Origin of the sequence: Microcoleus sp. D3_18_C4 (genome assembly GCF_036702355.1) — a bacterium.
In the GTDB taxonomy this organism is placed as follows: Bacteria; Cyanobacteriota; Cyanobacteriia; order Cyanobacteriales; family Microcoleaceae; genus Microcoleus.
On the sequence record NZ_JAUBTF010000023.1, the window covers coordinates 45,539 to 66,173 of the forward strand.

Annotated in this window: 18 protein-coding genes and 1 pseudogene; 10 read left to right on the top strand and 9 right to left on the bottom strand. The window is 47.4% G+C overall.

What is annotated here, in order from left to right; all coding sequences use genetic code 11:
* Positions 1-73: 73 nt before the first annotated feature.
* Positions 74-457 carry a hypothetical protein gene (locus QUA90_RS13840; RefSeq protein ID WP_333083635.1) on the bottom strand — a complete coding sequence of 128 codons (384 nt, stop codon included), beginning with the start codon at positions 455-457 and terminating at the stop codon, positions 74-76.
* Positions 458-488: 31 nt separating this feature from the next.
* Here QUA90_RS13840 and QUA90_RS13845 point away from each other — a divergent pair, with 31 nt between their 5' ends.
* Positions 489-668 carry a hypothetical protein gene (locus QUA90_RS13845; protein WP_333446048.1) on the top strand — a complete coding sequence of 60 codons (180 nt, stop codon included), beginning with the start codon at positions 489-491 and terminating at the stop codon, positions 666-668.
* 266 nt (positions 669-934) lie between these two features.
* Entirely contained in the window at positions 935-1,489 is a 555-nt protein-coding gene (locus QUA90_RS13850) for a M23 family metallopeptidase (RefSeq protein WP_333083646.1), read from the top strand.
* A gap of 271 nt (positions 1,490-1,760) precedes the next feature.
* Here QUA90_RS13850 and ftsH read toward each other — a convergent pair whose 3' ends face one another.
* Complete coding sequence (gene ftsH, locus QUA90_RS13855) at positions 1,761-3,695, bottom strand: ATP-dependent zinc metalloprotease FtsH (RefSeq protein WP_333083632.1); 1,935 nt, start codon at positions 3,693-3,695, stop codon at positions 1,761-1,763.
* A 510-nt stretch (positions 3,696-4,205) separates the two neighbouring features.
* On the opposite strand from ftsH, the gene QUA90_RS13860 reads away from it, so the two are divergent.
* Positions 4,206-4,751: an NADPH-dependent FMN reductase gene (locus tag QUA90_RS13860; RefSeq protein WP_333323481.1), complete on the top strand. Its 546-nt coding sequence runs from the start codon at positions 4,206-4,208 to the stop codon at positions 4,749-4,751.
* A 159-nt stretch (positions 4,752-4,910) separates the two neighbouring features.
* On the opposite strand, the gene QUA90_RS13865 is transcribed toward QUA90_RS13860, so the two are convergent.
* A complete protein-coding gene (locus tag QUA90_RS13865) occupies positions 4,911-5,141 on the bottom strand; it encodes a hypothetical protein (RefSeq protein WP_333083630.1) in 231 nt (76 codons plus the stop codon).
* A gap of 132 nt (positions 5,142-5,273) precedes the next feature.
* Between QUA90_RS13865 and psb32 the strand changes: the two genes are divergently transcribed.
* A complete protein-coding gene (psb32, locus tag QUA90_RS13870; protein ID WP_333083628.1) occupies positions 5,274-5,996 on the top strand; it encodes a photosystem II repair protein Psb32 in 723 nt (240 codons plus the stop codon).
* A gap of 59 nt (positions 5,997-6,055) precedes the next feature.
* Here the strand turns inward: psb32 and QUA90_RS13875 are convergent, their stop codons facing one another.
* Positions 6,056-6,439 (bottom strand): DUF4346 domain-containing protein, encoded by a 384-nt coding sequence (locus QUA90_RS13875; protein ID WP_333323420.1) that lies wholly within the window; start codon positions 6,437-6,439, stop codon positions 6,056-6,058.
* A 332-nt stretch (positions 6,440-6,771) separates the two neighbouring features.
* On the opposite strand from QUA90_RS13875, the gene dcm reads away from it, so the two are divergent.
* Together dcm and QUA90_RS13885 are read left to right on the top strand one after the other, a co-directional pair.
* Positions 6,772-7,824 (top strand): DNA (cytosine-5-)-methyltransferase, encoded by a 1,053-nt coding sequence (gene dcm, locus QUA90_RS13880; protein ID WP_333446050.1) that lies wholly within the window; start codon positions 6,772-6,774, stop codon positions 7,822-7,824.
* Positions 7,825-7,912: 88 nt separating this feature from the next.
* Positions 7,913-8,353 (top strand): DUF29 family protein, encoded by a 441-nt coding sequence (locus QUA90_RS13885; RefSeq protein ID WP_333323424.1) that lies wholly within the window; start codon positions 7,913-7,915, stop codon positions 8,351-8,353.
* Between the two features lie 118 nt (positions 8,354-8,471).
* Here QUA90_RS13885 and QUA90_RS13890 read toward each other — a convergent pair whose 3' ends face one another.
* The 3 genes and pseudogenes from QUA90_RS13890 to QUA90_RS13900 form a co-directional block, all read right to left on the bottom strand.
* On the bottom strand, positions 8,472-10,280 hold the full coding sequence (locus QUA90_RS13890) for an aspartate kinase (RefSeq protein WP_333446052.1): 1,809 nt from the start codon (positions 10,278-10,280) through the stop codon (positions 8,472-8,474).
* 29 nt (positions 10,281-10,309) lie between these two features.
* Positions 10,310-10,441 (bottom strand): hypothetical protein, encoded by a 132-nt coding sequence (locus QUA90_RS13895; RefSeq protein ID WP_333323428.1) that lies wholly within the window; start codon positions 10,439-10,441, stop codon positions 10,310-10,312.
* A gap of 57 nt (positions 10,442-10,498) precedes the next feature.
* Positions 10,499-11,278: pseudogene (locus QUA90_RS13900) on the bottom strand (Uma2 family endonuclease).
* A gap of 111 nt (positions 11,279-11,389) precedes the next feature.
* Here QUA90_RS13900 and QUA90_RS13905 point away from each other — a divergent pair.
* Positions 11,390-12,049, top strand: coding sequence for an HAD family hydrolase (locus QUA90_RS13905; protein WP_333446054.1), 660 nt, complete (start codon positions 11,390-11,392; stop codon positions 12,047-12,049).
* A 406-nt stretch (positions 12,050-12,455) separates the two neighbouring features.
* Positions 12,456-15,800, top strand: a complete 3,345-nt coding sequence (locus tag QUA90_RS13910; protein ID WP_333323432.1) for a PAS domain S-box protein — start codon at positions 12,456-12,458, stop codon at positions 15,798-15,800.
* A gap of 287 nt (positions 15,801-16,087) precedes the next feature.
* On the opposite strand, the gene QUA90_RS13915 is transcribed toward QUA90_RS13910, so the two are convergent.
* Complete coding sequence (locus tag QUA90_RS13915; protein ID WP_333323434.1) at positions 16,088-18,445, bottom strand: iron uptake porin; 2,358 nt, start codon at positions 18,443-18,445, stop codon at positions 16,088-16,090.
* Positions 18,446-18,616: 171 nt separating this feature from the next.
* Between QUA90_RS13915 and QUA90_RS13920 the strand changes: the two genes are divergently transcribed.
* Positions 18,617-19,348, top strand: a complete 732-nt coding sequence (locus tag QUA90_RS13920) for a sucrose-phosphate phosphatase (protein WP_333446056.1) — start codon at positions 18,617-18,619, stop codon at positions 19,346-19,348.
* A gap of 430 nt (positions 19,349-19,778) precedes the next feature.
* Positions 19,779-20,132, top strand: a complete 354-nt coding sequence (locus tag QUA90_RS13925) for a DUF6464 family protein (protein ID WP_333323437.1) — start codon at positions 19,779-19,781, stop codon at positions 20,130-20,132.
* 82 nt (positions 20,133-20,214) lie between these two features.
* Here the strand turns inward: QUA90_RS13925 and QUA90_RS13930 are convergent, their stop codons facing one another.
* Positions 20,215-20,565 carry a late competence development ComFB family protein gene (locus QUA90_RS13930; RefSeq protein ID WP_333446058.1) on the bottom strand — a complete coding sequence of 117 codons (351 nt, stop codon included), beginning with the start codon at positions 20,563-20,565 and terminating at the stop codon, positions 20,215-20,217.
* Between the last annotated feature and the right edge of the window lie 70 nt (positions 20,566-20,635).

The window sequence follows — 20,635 nt, forward strand, 5'->3', positions numbered from 1 at the left end:
AATATTGTCGCAAAAACCAGGTGTCTAACTACCTGCGTGTAAGTCCTGTCCAAAATCCAAAATCCAAAATCCCCTAAGACTCCTCGCCGTCTCGGCGGCCGAGCTCGTACACGCCGCCGCCAATACAGGCGATCGTACCCATAGATACCGCCCAACCAGTACCCAGAGAAAATTCTACGCCCCAATTGCACAATCCGCCTGCAATCAAAAAGGGCACAATGCTCAACAGCGAGGCGTAAAAGGCATTTTGAGCTTCTCTGGCTTGGCGGGTTCTTTCAAACTCGGCTTCTGAGGTGTAGAGGGATCTCTCGGCAAAATTCATCCAGCGGTTCAGTTGCAGGATTACCCATTCTGTGAGGGGCGACAGGCCCCAGTATAGGGCCAAAGACCACAAGGACGCACCGGCGATCGCAGTTGCGTCTATGGCAAAACTAAAGGGAAAAATTTCAGTAAGCATTGCTTGATGTGTTATGAATTTGAGATTTTGGATGTCATCCAAAATCCCCGAACTTAACTATAGTGTCAAGCAAAAGCTCGATCGAATTCAACCGCAGCACGAATTTCAAATTTTTTTTATCACCCCTGGGCATTTACCCGGAAGCCTTGACACGGGTTTTGGATGGAGTAAGATACACGTTGTTGATAAACTGATTCGCGATCGCGGGTAGAGCTCAAAGCCAATCTTGCAGCGAATTGGCATCACTTACATCTTGCACCCTTCTGAGAAACGGGCTTTCCGGCCCGTTCCACAAAGAATGATTTTTTTGTGGGGTGGGCCGGAAAGCCCGCCCCTGAAAGCTTTATTGACAAGGGTGCAAGATGTGAGCCTAACAGACAACGCAAACTCACACACATTTAACTTTGAGCCGTGAAAAAAATCCTGCAAGACTCTAGAGGCCCGCTGACGGCAAAACGCTTTTTTCGTCTCAGACAGATGCTGCTGCTGGCACTTTCGATCGGCATTGTGTTGATCAGCCCTTATTTGCAGCAGCAGGTGGTCAAAGCTCAGTCAGGCTTACCAAGCAGAGTAGCGACGGGTAATTTGTGGCAAGAAGCTTCTTTTCCAGTCGAAAACTTTGAAACATACACTTCCCCGTTCGGCCCCCGCGGCGGGGATTTTCATTACGGTTTGGATCTGGCGGCGCCCGAAGGCAGCTATATCCGCAATTGGTGGGGCGGGCAAATTGTGGAAGTTTGGGAAGATGGCCGGTGCGGCACTGGTATGGTGGTGCGATCGGGAAATTGGGAACACATCTACTGTCACCTCAGAGGCCGAGTGCTAACGGCTAATGGAGGGCGTTATTATACCGATCGCGAAGGTACCTTGCAAATTTGGCAAGGTCAAACAGTGCCTGCGGGTGCGAGAATTGCCAGAGTTGGGATGACCGGCCGCACGAGTGGGCCTCACTTGCACTGGGGACTGAAGTACGGCGGCCGCTGGGTTGACCCGGCTTTGGTACTCCGGGAAATGTACGCGCAACAATCTTAAACAGTTGACAGTTGACAGTTGACAGTTGACAGTTGACAGTTGACAGTTATTACCAATAATAAATTGTCCGGTTAAACACTTGTCATTGCGATCGTAGAGAAGCAATCGCAGAAACATTGCGATTGCTTCGTTTCACTCCCTGCGGACATATAAGTGATTAGGCGGACATGATATAACTAATGACCACTGACCACTGACCACTGACCACTGCCAACTGCCAACTGCCAACTGCCAACTGCCAACTGCCAACTGCCAACTGCCAACTGACTCTTTACGTTGGTGCCAACTCTTTTTTGTTTACCTCGGTGTACCGCTGGACAATTTGGCGGAATTCGTCGCCGTCGATGGTTTCTTCATCCAACAGCGCTTCGACAAGTTTGTCTACCAAAGCGCGGTTTTCGCGGATAATTCGGCGAGCTTCTTCGTAGCACTCAAAGGCAATTTCTCGGACTTGCCGATCGATCTTGATTGCCATGTCTTCGGAATACTCCGATCGCGAATTCCAGTTTTGGCCCAAAAACACCTCATTGTTCGGACTTTCAAAAGCCACAGGGCCCAAATCCGACATTCCATAAAGCGTTACCATCTCCCTCGCGAGACTGCTAACTTTTCTGAGATCACTACCGGCACCGGTGTCGATTTCAGCATCGCCATAAATTTCGGCCTCCGCCGCCCGTCCCCCCAAAGCTACTTTAATTCGGTTTAACAGCAAAGCCCGACTCCTCAAACCTTCGCTGTCGAGCATTTCGTCGTCAAGCACAAAGCTAGTAAAGCCTTCGATGCCGCCGGAACGAGGAATAATCGTTACTTTTTCCACCGGGTCGGCATTTTTGAGCATGGTCGCGACTAGGGCGTGTCCGACTTCGTGGTATGCTGTCATCCACTTTTTCTTGCTATCCAGCAGCGGGTTGAGCGTAAGCCCGATCGTGATCCGGTCGATCGCGTCGTGAACTTCTAAGTTACTAATCGTGTCTTTGCGACGCCTCGCTGTGAGAATAGCTGCTTCGTTGAGCAAGTTTGCCAAGTCGGCGCCGGAAAAGCCGGGAGTGCGGCGGGCGATCGTGTCTAGGGCAACTTCTGGGTCGAGTTTTTTGTTGCGCGCGTGAACTTGCAAAATCCCCAAACGCCCTTTGTAACTGGGCAAATCTACCGTTACTTGGCGATCGAACCTGCCGGGCCGCAGCAGGGCGGTATCGAGCACGTCGGGGCGGTTAGTAGCTGCAATCACAATCACGCCACTGTTACCCTCAAAGCCGTCCATTTCTGTCAGCAACTGGTTGAGAGTTTGTTCGCGTTCGTCGTTGCCACCGCCAATACCAGCGCCGCGCTGCCTTCCTACGGCGTCTATTTCGTCGATGAAGACGATGCAGGGCGAATTTTCTTTAGCTTTGCGGAACAAGTCGCGGACGCGGGAGGCGCCAACTCCGACAAACATTTCGACAAATTCGGAACCGGAGATGCTGAAGAAGGGGACGGCTGCTTCCCCTGCGATGGCTTTTGCCAGCATTGTTTTGCCGGTTCCTGGAGGCCCGATTAACAGAACTCCTCTGGGAATTTTGGCGCCGATGGCGTTGAAGCGTTCGGGTTTTTTGAGGAAGGTTACGACTTCTTGCAGTTCTTCTTTAGCTTCTTCGATGCCTGCTACGTCGTCGAACATCACGCCGGTTTTGGCTTCCATTTGGAAACGAGCTCTGGATTTGCCGAAGTTCATGGCATTTCCTTGAGATTGGGTCGATCGGCGCAGGATTGCCATCAATACTGCCAACACTGCAAAAATCACTAGCAAGTTTACTACTAAACTGACTGCGGCGGCGTTGTCGGCTGTTTGTTTGACTTCAAAGTCAATCTTTTTGGCGCGGATTTGCGAGTACAGTTCTCGGTTGTTGTAGTCGAACAGACTAACTGATTGGGTTTGATCGCTTTTTTGATTTTTTAGCCTAACCTTGGCAGTTTTTTGAGTTTCGTCTACTTCGATTTTACTGACTTGCCCTTTTTCTATGTTGTCGATCAGTTGGCTGTAACTCATGGTGTTTGGCGCGCTGTCGGCAAACACCGGGGTCGAGAGCAATATTCCTTGAGAAATCACCAAACTGCCCAGGATGCGCCAAAGATTCCGTCCTGGAATTGATTTTTTAGGATTCTGGCTCGACTTGTCTTTGTTTACAGCTAGATGCCCCAGCCATGCGTGTTTCCAAGAATTTTTCATATTGCTTTGCCCAAGGTTGAAGACTGCCAAGATTGACCGCTTGTGGTTTGCTACGTTCATTTATTTTAACAAGATGGCGGGTGTTGGATGGGTTTATCTCTCGCGGGCATCTTAAGATGCCCCTCAAGAGGGCAGGGCTGTTTCATTCTCCCTAGGGGCAAACCCTCGTGAAGAGCCCCGATATTTGAAACATCGATTTCATCGTCCGTGGAGGGGGTAGGCACGGGGGCACTACCCCTACAAAGCGATGATTTCCCTGAGAATGAAACCGCCCTGCCTCAAGAGGGGGGTTTTGAATCCACTGCTCCTCAAGAAACCGGGTTTTTTACCTAATCTGCGGGCTGCAACGAAGTATTTTGCTCAAAAAACCCGGTTTCTGGGCCCCCTCCGTAAATCTAAAATCTAAAATCTAAAATCTAAAATCGATTGACAGTTGCCGATCGAACTTGCTATGTTAATCATACTCGTAATGAGTACGTTTTAGTCAAGCAGTTATTGTTTTTAAGTTTTATGGTAAAAATTGTCGGCATTGGTGGAAGTTTGCGGGCTGGCTCCTACAGCCAGTTAGCGTTGAAGGTGGCAGCAGAACGGGCGCAGGCCCTGGGCGCGGAAGTTGAAATATTGGATTTGCGATCGCTCAATCTGCCATTCTGCAACGGTGAGAATGATTATCTCGATTACCCGGATGTGGAAAAGCTGCAGAATGCGGTTAAGCAAGCCGACGCCTTGATTTTGGCAACGCCGGAGTATCACGGTAGCATCAGCGGTGCTCTCAAGAATGCCCTGGATTTGATGAGTTTTGAGCATTTGGACGGGAAAGTTGCGGGTGGGATTAGCGTTTTGGGAGGGCAAGTTAACAACAACGCACTCAACGATTTGCGCGTAATTTTGAGATGGGTGCACGCTTGGGTAATTCCCGAACAAATTGCGATCGGACAAGCTTGGAAAGCTTTTAGTGCGGATGGTAAATTGTTGGATGAAAAACTGTCTGAAAGGTTCGACGAATTTGCTCGGAGTTTGGTAGAAAATACGCGGAAATTGCGAGGAATTTCGTAATTTTATCTCATGACAAATGCAGTCCGGGACGCAACTGGCATAGTCTTTGGCTGCGTCAGTTCCAATAATTTCTCGATTAGAAGAGGTTTTGTCTCTAGCAGAGTACCCTACAAGCTGTAATGTTAACTGTGAACAGTCAACAGTCAACAGTCAACTGACTTAAAATGGCATATCGATCATGTCTCCGAAAGGATGGGGTACGTCGATCGGCATTCTTCCGGGTTTTGACTCATATTTGTCTATCCACTTTTTGGCCAATTCCAAAGCTTCCTCCTCAGTCTTGGCATTTTGGACGGCGACGTGGCGGTTGCCGTGGCTATCCCAAACCTCGACGTAGAAGACTTTCTGGGATTGAATAATCCAACCTTTATAAGTGTCTGCTGGTTCCATAGTTAGAATCCTAAAATAATCGGGCGGGGAGTTCCACTGGCTAGCTAATTGTAAATATTGCCCTGCATAAAATGAATTTTACGGGGGTTTCTATAGTATTTTTGGAAAAAAGTCAGTTTTACGGTTAACCTCATGACTAGACTCCTGAAGCAATTATTTAATTGGAGAAAATATCTCCAACCTTTGGCCGCGGCGATCGCGATCGTCCTAATCGCATCCCAGATGGCGGTATTGCCAGCATTGGCGACTGGCGTTTACGAAATACCGGTGTTGTCGGCGGGCGATCGAACTTGGGTGTTCGACAAAGGCGACGTGCTCAGCCGCAGCAGCGAAAGCAATATCAGCAGCGTGCTCGACAACCTGGAAAACAAAACAGGGAAACAAGTCAGGTTTGTCACCATCCACCGCTTAGACTACGGCGAAACGGCTGCCACTTTCACCGACCAACTGTTTGAACAGTGGTTTCCCGCAAAAGAAGACCAGACTAATCAAATTTTACTCGTTCTCGACACTGTTACCAACAGCGCGGCAATTCGTACCGGCGAAGGGGTGAAATCCCTGCTAACCGATGAAATTGCCCAGAGTGTGGCTGGGGAAACCGTGCAAGTGCCGCTGCGGGAAGCCAATAAATACAACGAGGCATTTACGGCTGCAAGTACGCGCATTGCAACTGTTTTGTCGGGCGAACCTGATCCGGGTCCTCCTGAAGTTGTTGACAACATTCAAGTTGAAGGCACGTTTAAAAAAGCTGAAGAAACAGATCAAGGCAATGCCACAGTTGTTGTGGTTGTGCTGTTGGTGTTGGCGACAGTGATTCCGATGGTGACTTATTTCTGGTATCAAGGTTTTTCGTGATCGGGTGCTGATAAATCCGATCGGTTGCCGTTTTGTCAAGAAATTCTGGCAGGGCTGGATTAATCTTGAACGTATTCTCGATCGCTCAACAATGCAATTTCTGCCCGTACAAATTCCCGTCCCAGATAAGCCGCGTGATCTAACATTGTCACAGGACAGGGGCGGGTTTCTTCTAGGATTTTGACGCAAAGTTCTTTGGCGGTTCGCCCGGTAAAAAGTGTGGATTGGGTGCGTTCTACTTTGCCACGGGCGGGGATGGGTTTACCAGTTTCGGGATCGACGGCGAGGCCTCGATCGTCGATGATGTTGGTGAAATGTTTGGCACAAATTAAGCTGGTTTCGCGATCGAGATAGATGATGAAGTAGCCGCCTGGATCGAGGTCGAGGTGGCGTTTGGATAGGTTGTCATCGATAGCGGTGAGGTTTTCCAAGGTTTGACTCATGGTTTGTGAAAGGAAGTAAACAATAGCTATATTTTTTTTGCTATTTCTAGTTTAGTCGGCTGCGGGACAAGTTTGGGACATTGGTTGGTTGAATGCGGGGGGAAGTTTCGGGCGATCGACATTCTATCCGATATCTGTGGGGAGACGGCCCAGGCTAAGTCCGACCCGGGCTTCTGCGACTTTTAATGATTGGTATAAGATTGAGGACTGTAGCAAGACTTGTTGAAATTGAGAGAATGAACCGCAGAGAACGCAGAGAACGCAGAGTGAAAGAAGAGAGATAAAGAAAATATGTTATCATGGGTTGAGGAATATTTGGGATTAAGTTATAGATGAGATTTATAGATTTGTTTTCGGGAATAGGAGGTTTCAGACAAGGGTTTGAAAAAATTGGCTTTAAATGTGTTTTTTCCTGCGAGATTAACAGCCAATGCCGACAAGTTTACACGGATAATTTCGGTGACGTTCCTTTTGAAGATCTCAGTAAAATTAATCCCGTCGAGTTAGAAGACTTTGATATTTTAGTCGCCGGTTTTCCGTGCCAACCTTTTAGCATCTGCGGCAAAAAGCTCGGTTTTGAAGATACTAGAGGCACGCTGTTTTTTGATATTTGTAAAATTATCAAAATCAAGCAGCCTAAAGTTATCGTTCTCGAAAATGTCAAGCACTTAATCCATCACGACAAGGGAAATACCTTAAAAGTAATTATTGCCAGTCTTGAAGATTTGGGATACAGCGTGAATTACAAAATGCTGAATGCTAAAGACTTTGGAATTCCTCAACATCGTGAAAGAATATTTATTATTGCAACTAAAGGTAAACCCTTCAATTTTTCTCGGCTTAAAACCCAGGTGACTCCAAAACTCAGGGAATTTCTAGACAAGACAGGAGATTTTGAAATATTGGACAAATCAGAGTATACTTTAATTGAGTCTCCGAGAAAGCAAGATTCGGGACTTTTGTTTGTAGGTTACAGAAATAAAGGTACTTGGAAAACTGGCGTGAGGCCAAATACAGAACATTTATCGAGAGTTCACAGACAGCCTAATCGCATTTATTCGGTAGATGGAGTGCATCCCACAATTCCTTCGCAAGAAACGTCGGGCAGGTTTTTTATCTACATTCCTGAGCAAGATATCGTGAGAAAGTTGACGCTGAAGGAATGTTACCGTCTTATGGGTTTTCCTGAAGAGTTTAAGAGTTATCCGACTGCGGGGGAAAGTTACAAGCAAATTGGGAATTCGGTTTGTGTACCGGTTGTGGAAGCAATTGCGAAAGAAATCTTAAGTCAAAATTTGTTGGATGATGAAAATAAGGAACTACAAAGATGTCGCGACTCCCGACTTCTGCAATCAGTTGGGACTCTAGTTAACACTATTACTTGAGATTAATTTTGTTATTAAACAATTTTAGCATTAACCAAGCGCTAGCTTTGAGCTATAATATAAGTCACCCAAGATAGATATAGTCGTCATGGAAGAATTACTCACCTTAAAAAGCTTACTGTTAAAAGGGGATATACCTGGGTCATTAGCTATAGTTGAAGAACTAGAAGAAATGAGCAAAAAAGACATCATTAAAACTATTCGCAGCTATGCAGTGATTTTACTATTGCATCTGATTAAACAGCAAGCTGAAAATCGCACAACTCGCTCTTGGGATATCTCGATTCGGAACTCGGTTCTAGAAATTCAGGAGGAAAATAAGCGACCGAGAGGCGCGGGATTTTACTTACCTATAGAAGAGTTACTCATTGTTTTAGAAATGGCGTATCGACAAGCTATTAATAAAGCTTCCCTAGAAGTGGAAGAAGGGCGTTATGAACCAAGAGAATTGTCGCAGTTAGTGAATCAAGAGGCACTTATTAATCAAGCAATGACTTTAATTTCACAAGAAGCTGAAGAGAATGACTAAAGTTACCCAAAGTTAGGACACGGCAATGCCGTTTCCCTACCTCACTTAATTGTAGGGAAACGGCATTGCCGTGTCCTCGATTTTTGTAAGGACACGGCAGTGCCGTTTCCCTACTTGATTAGGCGGGAACTTGGATTTTTTCTGTGCCGGCAAGCTCAAAGGCTGCGTGAATTGCTTTCAAAGCAGTTACACCTTGTTCCTCATCCACAACGCAGCTAATTTTAATCTCAGAAGTTGCAATCATTTGAATGTTGATTTGCTGGCGGGAAAGCGCTTCAAACATCTTTGCCGCTACTCCTGGATGCGCTACCATCCCGGAACCGACAACGCTAACTTTGGCGATTTGTGTATCGACTGCTACTTCGCCCCATCCAAATTCGGGGGCGGCTTTTTCGAGGGCGTTTTTAGCAGCTTCGGCGTCAATTTGTGCTACGGTAAATGCAATGTCGCGAGTTAATATGCCGTCGATATTGTGACAGCGCTGCGACTGAATGATTGTATCTACGCTGATATTTTCCTCGGCTAAAAGTCCGAACAATTTTGCTGCTACTCCGGGTCGATCGGGCAATTGGCGAATTGCTAGACGCGCTTGATTGAGATCCAACGCAACGGCGCGGACTGCGGGCGGTTTGTGGGATGATGAATGCAGCCCAATAGGGGAGTTGGCAACATCAAATGTTTTGCAGAGTTCGGCAACTGCCCGATCGCAATCTTCGGCATCGATGGCACAACTAACTTTCACCTCGGATGTAGAAATCATTTGAATGTTAATTCCCGCATCCGCTAAAGTCTTAAACATCTGCGCCGCTACCCTCGGACGACCGATCATTCCCGCACCCGCAATGCTAACTTTAGCTATTGGCCGCTCTTCTGCTTTCACTTCCGGTTCTCCCAATTCTGGGCGAGAATTCTTGCCGAGGGTGGGGATAATAGCATCTGCAACCGCAGTAGCTTGTTGCAGAGATTTTCGCGTCACTGTGAAGGCAATATCGTTAGTATTTCCTTCATGAATTGACTGGATAATTAAGTCTACATCGAGGTTTTGTTGCGCGATCGCACCAAACAACCGCGCTGCTACTCCGGGGCGATCGGGCAAACGCAGCAGCGACACCCCCGCCTGATCTAAGTCAAATTCCACCGCATCTACCGCTTTTGCGAGCTCCAAACCCTCCAAAGGACGGGGTTGCGGGGGTGGGGACACTACCCGCGTACCGGGGGCGTCACTCCAGCTAGAAAGCACTACCAGCGGCACGCCGTAATTCTTGGCAATTTCTACCGCGCGCGGGTGCAGGACTTTTGCGCCCAAACTCGCCAATTCCAGCATTTCGTCGCAAGTGATTTCGTCCATTAATTGGGCGTCGGCAACCAAGCGCGGATCTGTAGTCAGAATTCCGGGAACGTCGGTATAAATTTCGCACCTGTCGGCCCGCAGCGCTGCTGCGAGGGCTACTGCGGTTGTGTCGGAACCGCCACGGCCCAAGGTGGTAATTTCCAATTCTCCGGCATCGGCGATACCTTGGAAACCCGCAACCACAACGACTTTACCGCTTTTTAACTGACTCTCCAGCCGATTCGGGTCAATTCGCAAAATCCGGGCGCGGGTGTGGGCGGCTTCGGTGACAATGCCGACTTGGGCGCCGGTGAGGGAAATTGCGGGCTGTCCCATTTCCTGCAATGCCATGCTCAAAAGTGCGATCGAGACTTGTTCCCCAGTGGAAAGCAACATATCCATTTCCCGCTTGTTGGGATTTGGGGAAATTTCCTTGGCGAGTTTAACTAAACCGTCGGTGGTTTTGCCCATCGCTGAAAGTACGACAACGAGAGAGTTGCCGAGCTGTGCTGTTTTTACTACTCGTCTGGCTACTTCCAAAATGCGATCGACTGTGCCAACCGAGGTTCCGCCATATTTCTGAACAATTAGTGCCATAGGACTTACACAAAGCTACAAAATACTTATCAAATAATACAAGCAGCTTCTGGATTAGAAGTGGTAATTTTTAAAATTCCCATACGACAAACCGGAGAAAAGAAAAAAATATCTGCGTAAACGACAAAAAATATGTGGTAGGGGCGGGTTTTACCAGCCATTTAATTCTCTCACACCAATATTTTAATAAACCCGCCCTCTTGATTCGGATTGTAGCCTCATTCTAGCTCTTGCAAACGCGCTTCTAAAGCTTGAATTCGCTGCTCGGCTTCTATTCGCTTTTGCCGTTCTTGTTCTGCTTCTGACTGCGCTTGTTCGACTGCCAATTCCGCTTGTTCGGCTCTTTCATCGGCAGCCAGCAGCAAATTCCCCTCAGCATCCCACCAGCGCATCCAAGGCCGTTCTACGCCCTGATAACTTCCTTGCCAAATGCCTAATTCCAATCCCATTGGCTCGATTTGGTAATGTCCGCGCTGATTTTCTGACATTAACTAAAATCTATCTTCCACCAAATGATAGCATTCTATTTGGGCTTTTTTGACTTCATAAATTCCGTAAAAAACAGGTCTAATAATCCGCTTGTAAATCCAAAATTTGCCTTGTTTGGGAGTTTGATCTCTTTCTTCGCGGCCATCTCCAGAGACAAATTATAGTATGATTAACGGCGGCATTAATTCTTTCCACATCACATAGGAACGCCGCATATTTCCGTCGAGAGTTGGCGGCACGTCGAGCACGTAAAACCAATCAGGTGCTTCGGCTCCTCTTTCGGGCGGTTCCGGGGGCCGGGCCACTCGCCAGTAAATACCGGAATCTTGACCGATGCAGTATTGTCCGTCGGGATGAATTTGGTCTCAAATCGGTCGGATTGATGTTGTTAACAGGATGCTTTGAGGATGTTCTTGAAAGTTGTTCACAAAAGTACCGTCGGAGTCTGGTAATTGAGTGTGGTCTGGGAAATCTGTGGCTAGAGCTTCGGGTTTTTCGGTGACACTCATGTTGACCTCTTGAATGTTGAAAAATTATACTTATAATTGGTGAATGAGAGATTAATCATGCTATTATTTCGTGGCTAACCTCAGATTGCTCTATAGAAAATTTTAAAGAATATGAGTCAGTACAAGTTAATTATTTTTGACTTCGACGGCACTTTGGCAATTACTCACCAAGCTATTGTATTTTGCTTTACCAAAACTTTTGAAACTTTCAATATTACCCCGCCCGCTGCTGATACTATTATAGGTACGATCGGCATCAATTTACCAAATTCTTTTAAAATCCTCCATCCGGCGATCGAAGAAAGCGCAATTCCTGAATGGGTTGAAACTTACCGCTCTTATTATCGGACGGAAGGTGAAAAGCAGGTAGAGTTATTTACCGGGACAAAGCAAGTCTTGCAGTTGGCGCGTCAGTCTGGATTGAGCCTGGGAGTTTTCAGCAACAAACAGGTTACTTTTGTTAATGTATTACTAAAGAGTTTGAGAATTTACAGTTTTTTTGATTTGATATTAGGTGATAACGGACAAATAATTCCGAAACCCAATCCGACTGTTTTTCACTCGATTATTAAACCGCTGTTCCCGGAGTTGGATAACAGTCAAATTTTAATGGTTGGCGATACAGCGATTGATTTGCTGTTTGCTAAAAATGCTGGGATAGATGTTTGTTGGGCGGCTTACGGATATGGCGATCGCGCTCAGTGTCTCGCCCTAGAACCAACTTTCGCGATCGACGATATTTCACAAGTTGCTGGGTTCGTTCAAAATTAATTTTTCCTCGGTTTTTTTGAGAGAAGAGTCTGAATAATTTAACTATAAAGTATTTAATTAATTTTTTTTACTACAGCCGGATGAGTAAGTTTTTATTTAATTGAAAAAATAAATTTCCGAACTTGTAATCCGCCCAAACTCTGCCAAGCAAACCATACCAAAGATAGAGTGATCCCTGGAACAGCTATTATAAATTAACAATTATGATTCCTTTGAAGGTAGAAGGCACAAGGCAGAAGCAAATAGGAAAAAAACGAGGGAAGCCAGATTTTTTATAGGTAGGATTGACCGCCAAAATTCTGCAGGATAGCCTTTTAACTTCTGCCTTCGGAAAACAGTCAATTCTGTTAAAATCTAGGGTGTGCTGGCAGTCGGTATCTACAATAAACTCAATTTATAGAAACTCATGCAGATAGATATAAGCATTCCTTCTGAAACGCTATCGCCGACTCGTACTGGCGGCACACCGAATTTAATAGAAGAAGTATGGAGGCTGTACGATCGCGCCCTGGCAGCTACCAGCAACGGCATCGCGATCGCGGACGCTACCCGGCCGGACAGGCCTATAGTCTACTGCAACGGGGCTTTCGAGCGGATTACAGGCTACAATCGCAGCGAAATAATCGGGCAGAACTGCCGCTTCCTGCAAGGCCCCGATACCGATCGCGCTGCCGTCGATCAAATCCGCGCGGCCCTGAAAGAACAACACGACTGCAAAGTAGTTCTGAAAAACTACCGCAAAGACGGGACCCCCTTCTGGAACGAACTCACTATCTCGCCGGTGCGCGACAGCAGCGGGCTCGTTACCCACTTCATCGGCGTTCAATCTGATATCACCGATCGCTTCCAAGCAGAAGAAGCCCTCAAAGAAGCCGAGGCAAAATACCGCAGCATCTTTGAAAACGCCACCGAAGGCATATTTCAAACCGCCCCAGACGGGCGCTACCTCAGCGCCAACCCCGCACTAGCCCGAATGTACGGCTACGATTCCCCGTCAGAATTGATCGCAAAATGTTCGGCAAAAAACATTTACGCCGATCGCACCCGCCGCGCTTCATTCATGGCAGAAATCAGCAAAAACGGCTCCCTGAAAGAGTTTGAGTCCTGCGTCCGCCGCCAAGACGGCAGCACTACCTGGATCTCGGAAAACGTGCGCGAAGTCCGCGACGCAGGCGGAGAAATCCTTTACTACGAAGGAACCGTGGCCGAAATCGCCGATCGCAAGCGCGCCGAAGCAGCCCTGCGAAATCAAGAATACTGGTTGAAAACCGCAATTAACGCCGTCCCCGACGCGATCAACCTCACAGACAGCGAGGGGCGCTGGCTGATTGCCAACGACTGCGCCCTCCAACTTTTGGGCTGGGAAACCGCAGACTACCAGGGCAAAACTACTGCCGAACTCGCTGCCGCCGCCGATCCCAGAGTCAGAGACATCCTGCTAACTTGGCAGGAAACCGACGAAACCACCTGGCAAGCAGGCACTCTCACCTCCAGCCGCCAAATTGTCCCCTTGCCCACAGGCGGCAGCAATTTGTTTGAAGTGCGGAAAGTGCCGCTGTTCAACCCCGACGGTTCGCGCAAAGGTTTGGCAGTGGCGGGGCGGGACATCACCCAGGAAGTGGCAGCGGATGCAGCTTTGCGAGACAGCGAACAGCGGTTTCGGGCAATTTTTGAACGCGCTGCGATCGGCATGGTAGTGGCTACCCTCGAAGGTGTTGCGATCGCCACTAATCCGGCATTTCAAGCTATGCTGGGAAGCTCGGAAGCTCAACTGCGGGGTGTGGGCCTGGACGAATGCACGCACCCGGAAGACGTACAAGCTTCGCGGGAGTTGTGCCAACAGTTGGCCGCGGGCTCCCGCGAAGCTTACCAAATCGAGAAGCGCTACCTCCGCCAAGATGGCAGCATCAGGTGGGGACGCCTCAGCGCCTCTGTCATCGACAGCAGTCAGGGAACGCCACAGTTTCTTTTGCAAATGGTAGAGGATATTACCGATCGCAAACAAGCCGAGTCAGCTTTGTTCCAAAATGAGGCTAAGTGGCGATCGCTAATTCTCAACAGTTCCGACATCATTACTATTCTCGACGCCAGCGGTAGCATTGTTTACGAAAGCCCTTCTGTAGTAAGAGTTTTGGGCTACGAACCAGAGGAACTCGCCGGTCAAATTGCTCTCGATTTAATCCACCCTGACGACCTTCCCTCGCTGATGTCCGACGGCGAAAAAATGATCGCAAATCCAGGCGATCCGATCGCCCTAGAAGGTCGGTTCCGGCGCGCGGACGGTTCTTGGTGTTTTCTCGAAGGTGTGGGCATCAACTTGCTAGCAGACCCCGCTGTGAACGGAATTGTGATCAACTCCCGCGACATGACGGCGCGCAGGCAAGCAGAGTACCGCCTCAGCAAAATCAACGAGTGCTTTTTGGGATTCAGCACCGACGCCGCTGACAACATCCAGCGCCTGACATCCTTAGCCGGCGAGCTTTTGGGCGGAAGCTGCGCCATCTACAGCCACGTCGGTGGCGGACTGCTGCAAGCGATCGCGACTTGGCAAGCGCCGCCGGACTACCCGCTGGTCGATCGCGCCGAGGGCCACATCTGCACCGACGTATGCAGCAAAGGAAGCGATCGGGCTGTTGCCATTCTCGACTTGCAGAACACGATCTACGGCAAAATCGATCCCGCTGTCATCCGCTACCAACTGCGAAGCTATCTGGGACAAGCAGTGCGGCTGGGCGACAATTATGTGGGTGCGATGTGCGTTCTCTACACTGAGTCGATCGCGCCCACAGAAGCCGACTGCAAGTTGATCGGAATTATTGCTGGGGCGATCGGAGTTGAGGAAGAACGTGCCGCCGCCGCCTCGCGCGATCGGCAAAAATCCCAAGAATTGCAAACAGCTTTGCGCGAATTACAGCAAACTCAAATGCAGTTAGTACAAACCGAAAAAATGTCTTCCCTCGGACAAGTGCTAGCAGGAATTGCCCACGAAATTAACAACCCAGTTGGCTTTGTCGCCGGCAACCTCTGCCACGTTCGAGGCTACGTTCTAGACTTATTAGAAATCGTACAGGTGTATCAAGAAGAGTACCCAAATCCCCCAGCAAAAATTCAGCAACAAGCCGAAGATATAGACTTAGAATTTCTAGCAAAAGACCTGCCAAAATTGCTCAATTCGATGCAGACCGGATGCGAGCGAATTGTAGAAATTATTCAAACTCTCCGAAATTTCTCGCGGGCGGACGAAGCAAAAATCAAAACTGCCGACATTCATGAAGGTTTAGAAAGTACCTTGTTAATGTTGAACAGCCGACTGAAAGCCAAACCCAACTGGCAGGGCATTAAAGTGATTAAAGAATACGGAGAACTGCCGCAAATAAACTGTCATCCCGGACTGTTAAATCAGGTTTTTATGAATGTATTTGCAAATGCGATCGACGCCTTGGAAGAAAGCTGCAACCAAGCAAAAGACATCGCAAATTCTCCTATCTTTCCTACTATTACCATTCAAACTAAAACGATTGATGACACGAGCATTTTAATTCGGATTAAAGACAACGGTCAGGGCATTCCCGAAGATCATATCGTGCGTTTATTTGACCCATTTTTTACCACAAAACCCGTAGGTAAAGGCACAGGTTTAGGTTTATCAATTTCACACCAAATTGTCGTTGAAAAACACAACGGGAAATTGCAGTGTCACTCGGAACCCGGTAAAGGCACTGAATTTATCATCGAAATTCCAATTCGTTGACATCAGGACGAGGCTAATCAGGATATAGCAATCCTCGCATCATTTGTGAATTTCTTACTTCCTCTCCGCGGGTTCGGGGAGGGTTGGGGTGGGGTAAAAAATTTACGACTCATTGAGGATTGCTATATAATTATGTTCAACTCATATCAAATCCGTTAGCATCGGAATAGTAAATTCGAGTTGAATGTTGACTGTTGACGGTTGACTGTTCACGGCGTCAACCGTCAACAGTCAACATTCAACATCATGTATGAGTGTAACCGGAAATGATATCAGCCCTAACTTACTTAAAAACTAAACTGCGTCCGCAAATTGCCCACAAAAATTGTCGGGTTGTTATCGAAATTGTTGGGATTGCCGATCGCATAAAATGCCGGCACGATCGAAACATGATCGCTCAGAGGGAAATAATAAGTTGCCTCAATTTCGTACTGCGTGCCACCGTTACCCCCGCCAGAAATCAGAAATCTCCGACCGCCAGTAAAGTCAAAAGGTACTAAATATGACACCGTAAGCAAAGCTCCTTCTTTGAACAAATCGGGAAATGCAAGTCCTAACTGATAAGATTGATTTTTGATCGTGCCGTCGGGTCGGTTAGTCTTGGGAAATATATTGGTTTCGGCGTAGCCGTAACGGCCGAAAAGACCAAAACCGCCAGTGACTGACCAATCGAAATTGAAACTATAAGTATTCGCAGTCGCATTCCCCAGGCGGCCACCAAAACCGTCATCTGCCACACCGTTTAACGGCTTGCTGTTAGGAGATCCAATTAAGCCGCCGATTTGCTGGATGTTGGAACGGCTGTACAAAAAGCGCAAATTAGTCCGATTGCTCGGACTGAATGTTAATTCTGCTGTAGTCGTATTTGTCCCATCAAACAATCCTTGAGACGGATTGGAAGCGGAATTAAATACGGAAGTGGGCAAAAATTCCGTACTCTCGCCCAAGTAGCCAAAACGCAGTTTCAATGCGCGACCGATATCCCACAAAACCACAGCACCGGCACCGCGTCGGGTAGCGCTTAACAAAGGGCTGTTGTTAGAATTAAAGCTGCTCGCACCGTCTACGAAAAAGTTAAATTTATTGTTGTCAAAGTAGCGGTAAAAATTAATCCGCGGCCCCACTACTACTTGCAAGCTGTTGCTAACAGGGAACCGATAGGAAAGTTCCCGCAGGATAACTTCATTGGGATTTGCTCCGGCAGTTTGATCGAGAAAAGGAGTGCCGAATGTATTGAAAAAACCCGTTGAAGTATACTGGTTGGCTGGGGAATTGCCGTTACCTACAGCTAGCTGTGTAATCAATTCGTCTTTCCCTGTAAAGGAAGTAGTGAGAGTCAACCAAACTAACTGACTGAAAGTGATTTCTGGATCATCGTCCACTCTCTGCACAATTGGTCTGTTGGTGACAGGATCGCGTCCGGCTACTCGATCGAGCGGAGCAGCATTTCCATTTGTTGCTTCAACTCGGACTCGATCGCCCGCAAAAGCTCCAGTCAGGTTAAACCAAGCAAATCCGTTTAGTTTAGTTGTCGTGGAAAATTGGTTGGCCTCCAATTCGGCAGTGCGGGCTTCTAAAGCATCTACTCTACCGCGCAATGTAGCTAATTCTGCTGCAAATTCTTCTTGCAATCTTTGCAAAGCAAGTAAATCTTCTCGCTTGACTAAATTACCAGTAGAACCGCCAATTTGTTTGGTGATTTGATCCAAGCAAGCGTTTAATCCGGCAGCAAATTCGTAGCGAGTCATGGCTCGATTGCCTCGGAATGTGCCGTCTGGATATCCCGCAATGCAGCCGTATCTTTCTACTAGGGATTGCAAGGCTTGAAAAGCCCAATCTGTCGGCCGCACGTCGGAGAGTTGGGAAACAGAGGTGACTTGTGCTGCGTCTTCTTGTATGCTGAGGTCATCAGCGCTGCCCGTCTCGCTGCTGATGTCGTCAACTTTGCTGGCTTCAGCAACTTGTTGAGACTGAGGAGAGTTTGCAATTTCTAACTTCTGTGGGGGCAATTCGCCAATTGCCTCCGTTATTTCTGGGGTTGTTGTTGCGCGATCGACTTTTGCTGCATCTGTGTCGGGTAAAGCGCGATCAACTGTTGCTATATCTGTTTCGGGTAAAGCGCTATTTACCCAAGCTGCATCTGTTTCGGGTAAAGCACGATCGACTTTTGCTGCATCTGTTTCGGGTAAAGCACGATCGACTTTTGCTGCATCTGTGTCGGGTAAAGCGCGATCGACTGTTGCTATATCTGTTTCGGGTAAAGCGCTATTTACCCAATCTGCATCTGTTTGGGGTAAAGCGCGATCAACTTTTGCTATATCTGTTTCGGGTGAAGCGCGATCGACTGTTGCATCTGTTTCGGGTAAAGCGCTATTCACCCATGCTGCATCTGTGTCGGGTAAAGCGCGATCGACTCCTGAGTTAGCCTCTGCGGTGATCCTCGCTAACTGCGGTATCTCAATCTTACCTGCTGCCAGCGCTGCGTCTGGGGTAGCCGTAGGGACGGCACTCGCTTCTAGCGCAACTTCTGGAGTTGAGGTATCCTGAATTTGAGCTGTTGCTGCGATCGGCCCCAAAGGCACTGCCGCACCAGAAATCAAGAAAGACAGCCAAAAAGCTTTAACGGAGGTTGAATTATTCACCATACCACTCACACCATTTGTTGAAAATTAAATTTGGCCAATCTTAAACGATAAGCTTGCTTATAAATGTGTTTGGTTTAACAAATTCTTATAAATAGTTAAATTTATTTTAGGAAGCGAGCGATTCCCAATCACTAATGACTGAAGACTACTGACTCCTGACTAATTCCCCCAATGAAGTTTTTATTAGTTACAGATTTAGACAACACGCTAGTCGGAGATGACGAAGCAACTCAAGTTTTAAACCAGCGCTTGCAATCACAGCGATCGCAAATTTGTTTGGTTTACGCTACCGGGCGTTCTTATGCTTCAACTTGCGAATTAATTGCCCAAAAGCAACTGCTATCACCCGACTATTTGATCGCAGGTGTAGGTAGCGAAATTTACCAAGACGGAATCCTCGATTTAGATTGGGCGGAATATCTTTCTCAAGACTGGGATAAAATGGCGATCGCCTCTTTAGCGCAGCAGTTTTCCCAGCTCAAACCCCAATCCCTAAAAGAACAAAATCCTTGGAAAATCAGTTATTGTTTGGAACCAGGAGCAGAAAATAGCTCGACTGTCCAGGCTTTGCAGCAAAAGTTAACTGAATCGGGACTGCCAGCTCAAATCATTTTTAGCAGCAATAGTAATGTAGATATTTTACCACAAACTAGCAATAAAGGCAATGCCCTTGCTTATTTACAAAAGCGTCTACAAATTGCATCTGAGGCAACATTAGTTTGCGGTAATTCTGGCAATGATATCAGTATGTTTGACCAGGGTGTCCGGGGAGTAATCGTCGCTAATGCTCTGTCAGAACTCTTAGAATGGCATCGCGAATGCGGCACTGAAAATCATTATTTAGCAGGTTCTGTTTGCGCTTGGGGAATCATGGAAGGAATGGCATATTTTTGGGAATTTTGATTGCCAAAAATTCGGTTGAGTTTGTAGTGATCACTGAACTCCTCATACAAATCAGAAAACTGAAGTCCTCAGTACAAACGCACCCGAAGCACCCCAAGTCCTGCAAACCGTTAAAATCTGTTCAGCAATCTCAACCGCGTATCGATCGAACCTGCGAGTTGCGATAGCATCAGCGTGTACTGCTTTATCAAAGCTAATCGAACTTAACTTTAGTTAGCTCAAGCGAGTTGAAGTTTATTTCCTATCCCTGTTGGATACTCGGCTATCCCAAGATAAGTCGGCGATCCCCCGAGCGCCAAAGGTTCTATAGTTAAGTTTAGCGCCTCAACCTAAATTACTCTCTCTAGAAGAAGTTATTTTTCTAGATCAAGAAGATATAGGTTTAGTCAACTATTTGCCCCTTTAGTTCAGTTCGCGAACGCACCGCCACATGGAACAAAATACTTTACCCGTAGAGGTGATTCTCTCTCACCCCCGCCAATATTTAGGTAGCATTCGGCTGGATTGGACGCCACAACCGGGGAACTATCTAGATTTAGAGGGACAAACCTACGCTGTATTGGAACGCCACCACCGCTATCAACTCAAATCCGGCCGCTACCGACTGCAAAAAATTGCCCTGTACGTGCAGTCGGCCACACCGCCGACGGAAAGAACTTTTGTAAGTGGCATCTGGGTTATCGGAGATGCTAGCTGTCGCTTTAATGCTCGATCGGAAATTCTGCGCTGTGCTGTCAATCCCAATGGCCCGTGCAACTGCTGCGGCGATTACCAAAAGTCTTGAATCATGGAGTCAGTACACAATTCCACCTCGCCCAACCGAGAGTGCCGAGAATCTCGGCGTCTCCCTCATTTACAAAAAACTATCAAAACCCACTAGCAACCCTCGAAGCGAATTTAACTTCTTCAGGCAGGGGGTAATCTATCTTCTGATAGCTGTGCAGCACGTCGCGAATGCCAGTATGAATCAAATTTTCTATGTGCAGCAACTGCTCTGAAGAAAAGCGAACCTGAACTGTTTGGTTTGACACAGACTCGCCGGAGTCGATCGCAGTATATCTATTAGGAACTCGGCTGAGCACATAAGCAATTAAATCCTGTCGCAATCCCGAAGGCGAAAAAGCTTGTTGGTAGGGGTGCTTCGGATAAGACTCCAAGATAATTTCTACTTCCTCTGTTACTACAGCTAAGGTAATATTGACAAGATTTTTCTGCATTTTCCCTGTCCCCAAAGACTCGTTAACTAATATTTTTGTGCCCGTTCTCGATCTGGTCTGATTTCTCATG

Bases quoted from the DNA above. Each gene is read 5' to 3' on its own strand.
- QUA90_RS13890 (WP_333446052.1), bottom strand. From the start codon at position 10,280: ATGGCACTAATTGTTCAGAAATATGGCGGAACCTCGGTTGGCACAGTC.
- QUA90_RS13860 (WP_333323481.1), top strand. From the start codon at position 4,206: ATGGTAAAAATTGTCGGCATTGGTGGAAGTTTGCGGGCTGGCTCCTAC.
- QUA90_RS13895 (WP_333323428.1), bottom strand. From the start codon at position 10,441: ATGGCTGGTAAAACCCGCCCCTACCACATATTTTTTGTCGTTTACGCA.
- ftsH (WP_333083632.1), bottom strand. From the start codon at position 3,695: ATGAAAAATTCTTGGAAACACGCATGGCTGGGGCATCTAGCTGTAAAC.
- QUA90_RS13930 (WP_333446058.1), bottom strand. From the start codon at position 20,565: ATGCAGAAAAATCTTGTCAATATTACCTTAGCTGTAGTAACAGAGGAA.
- QUA90_RS13915 (WP_333323434.1), bottom strand. From the start codon at position 18,445: ATGGTGAATAATTCAACCTCCGTTAAAGCTTTTTGGCTGTCTTTCTTG.
- QUA90_RS13905 (WP_333446054.1), top strand. From the start codon at position 11,390: ATGAGTCAGTACAAGTTAATTATTTTTGACTTCGACGGCACTTTGGCA.
- QUA90_RS13875 (WP_333323420.1), bottom strand. From the start codon at position 6,439: ATGAGTCAAACCTTGGAAAACCTCACCGCTATCGATGACAACCTATCC.
- QUA90_RS13925 (WP_333323437.1), top strand. From the start codon at position 19,779: ATGGAACAAAATACTTTACCCGTAGAGGTGATTCTCTCTCACCCCCGC.
- QUA90_RS13840 (WP_333083635.1), bottom strand. From the start codon at position 457: ATGCTTACTGAAATTTTTCCCTTTAGTTTTGCCATAGACGCAACTGCG.
- QUA90_RS13885 (WP_333323424.1), top strand. From the start codon at position 7,913: ATGGAAGAATTACTCACCTTAAAAAGCTTACTGTTAAAAGGGGATATA.
- QUA90_RS13845 (WP_333446048.1), top strand. From the start codon at position 489: ATGTCATCCAAAATCCCCGAACTTAACTATAGTGTCAAGCAAAAGCTC.
- QUA90_RS13865 (WP_333083630.1), bottom strand. From the start codon at position 5,141: ATGGAACCAGCAGACACTTATAAAGGTTGGATTATTCAATCCCAGAAA.
- QUA90_RS13920 (WP_333446056.1), top strand. From the start codon at position 18,617: ATGAAGTTTTTATTAGTTACAGATTTAGACAACACGCTAGTCGGAGAT.
- QUA90_RS13850 (WP_333083646.1), top strand. From the start codon at position 935: ATGCTGCTGCTGGCACTTTCGATCGGCATTGTGTTGATCAGCCCTTAT.
- QUA90_RS13910 (WP_333323432.1), top strand. From the start codon at position 12,456: ATGCAGATAGATATAAGCATTCCTTCTGAAACGCTATCGCCGACTCGT.
- psb32 (WP_333083628.1), top strand. From the start codon at position 5,274: ATGACTAGACTCCTGAAGCAATTATTTAATTGGAGAAAATATCTCCAA.
- dcm (WP_333446050.1), top strand. From the start codon at position 6,772: ATGAGATTTATAGATTTGTTTTCGGGAATAGGAGGTTTCAGACAAGGG.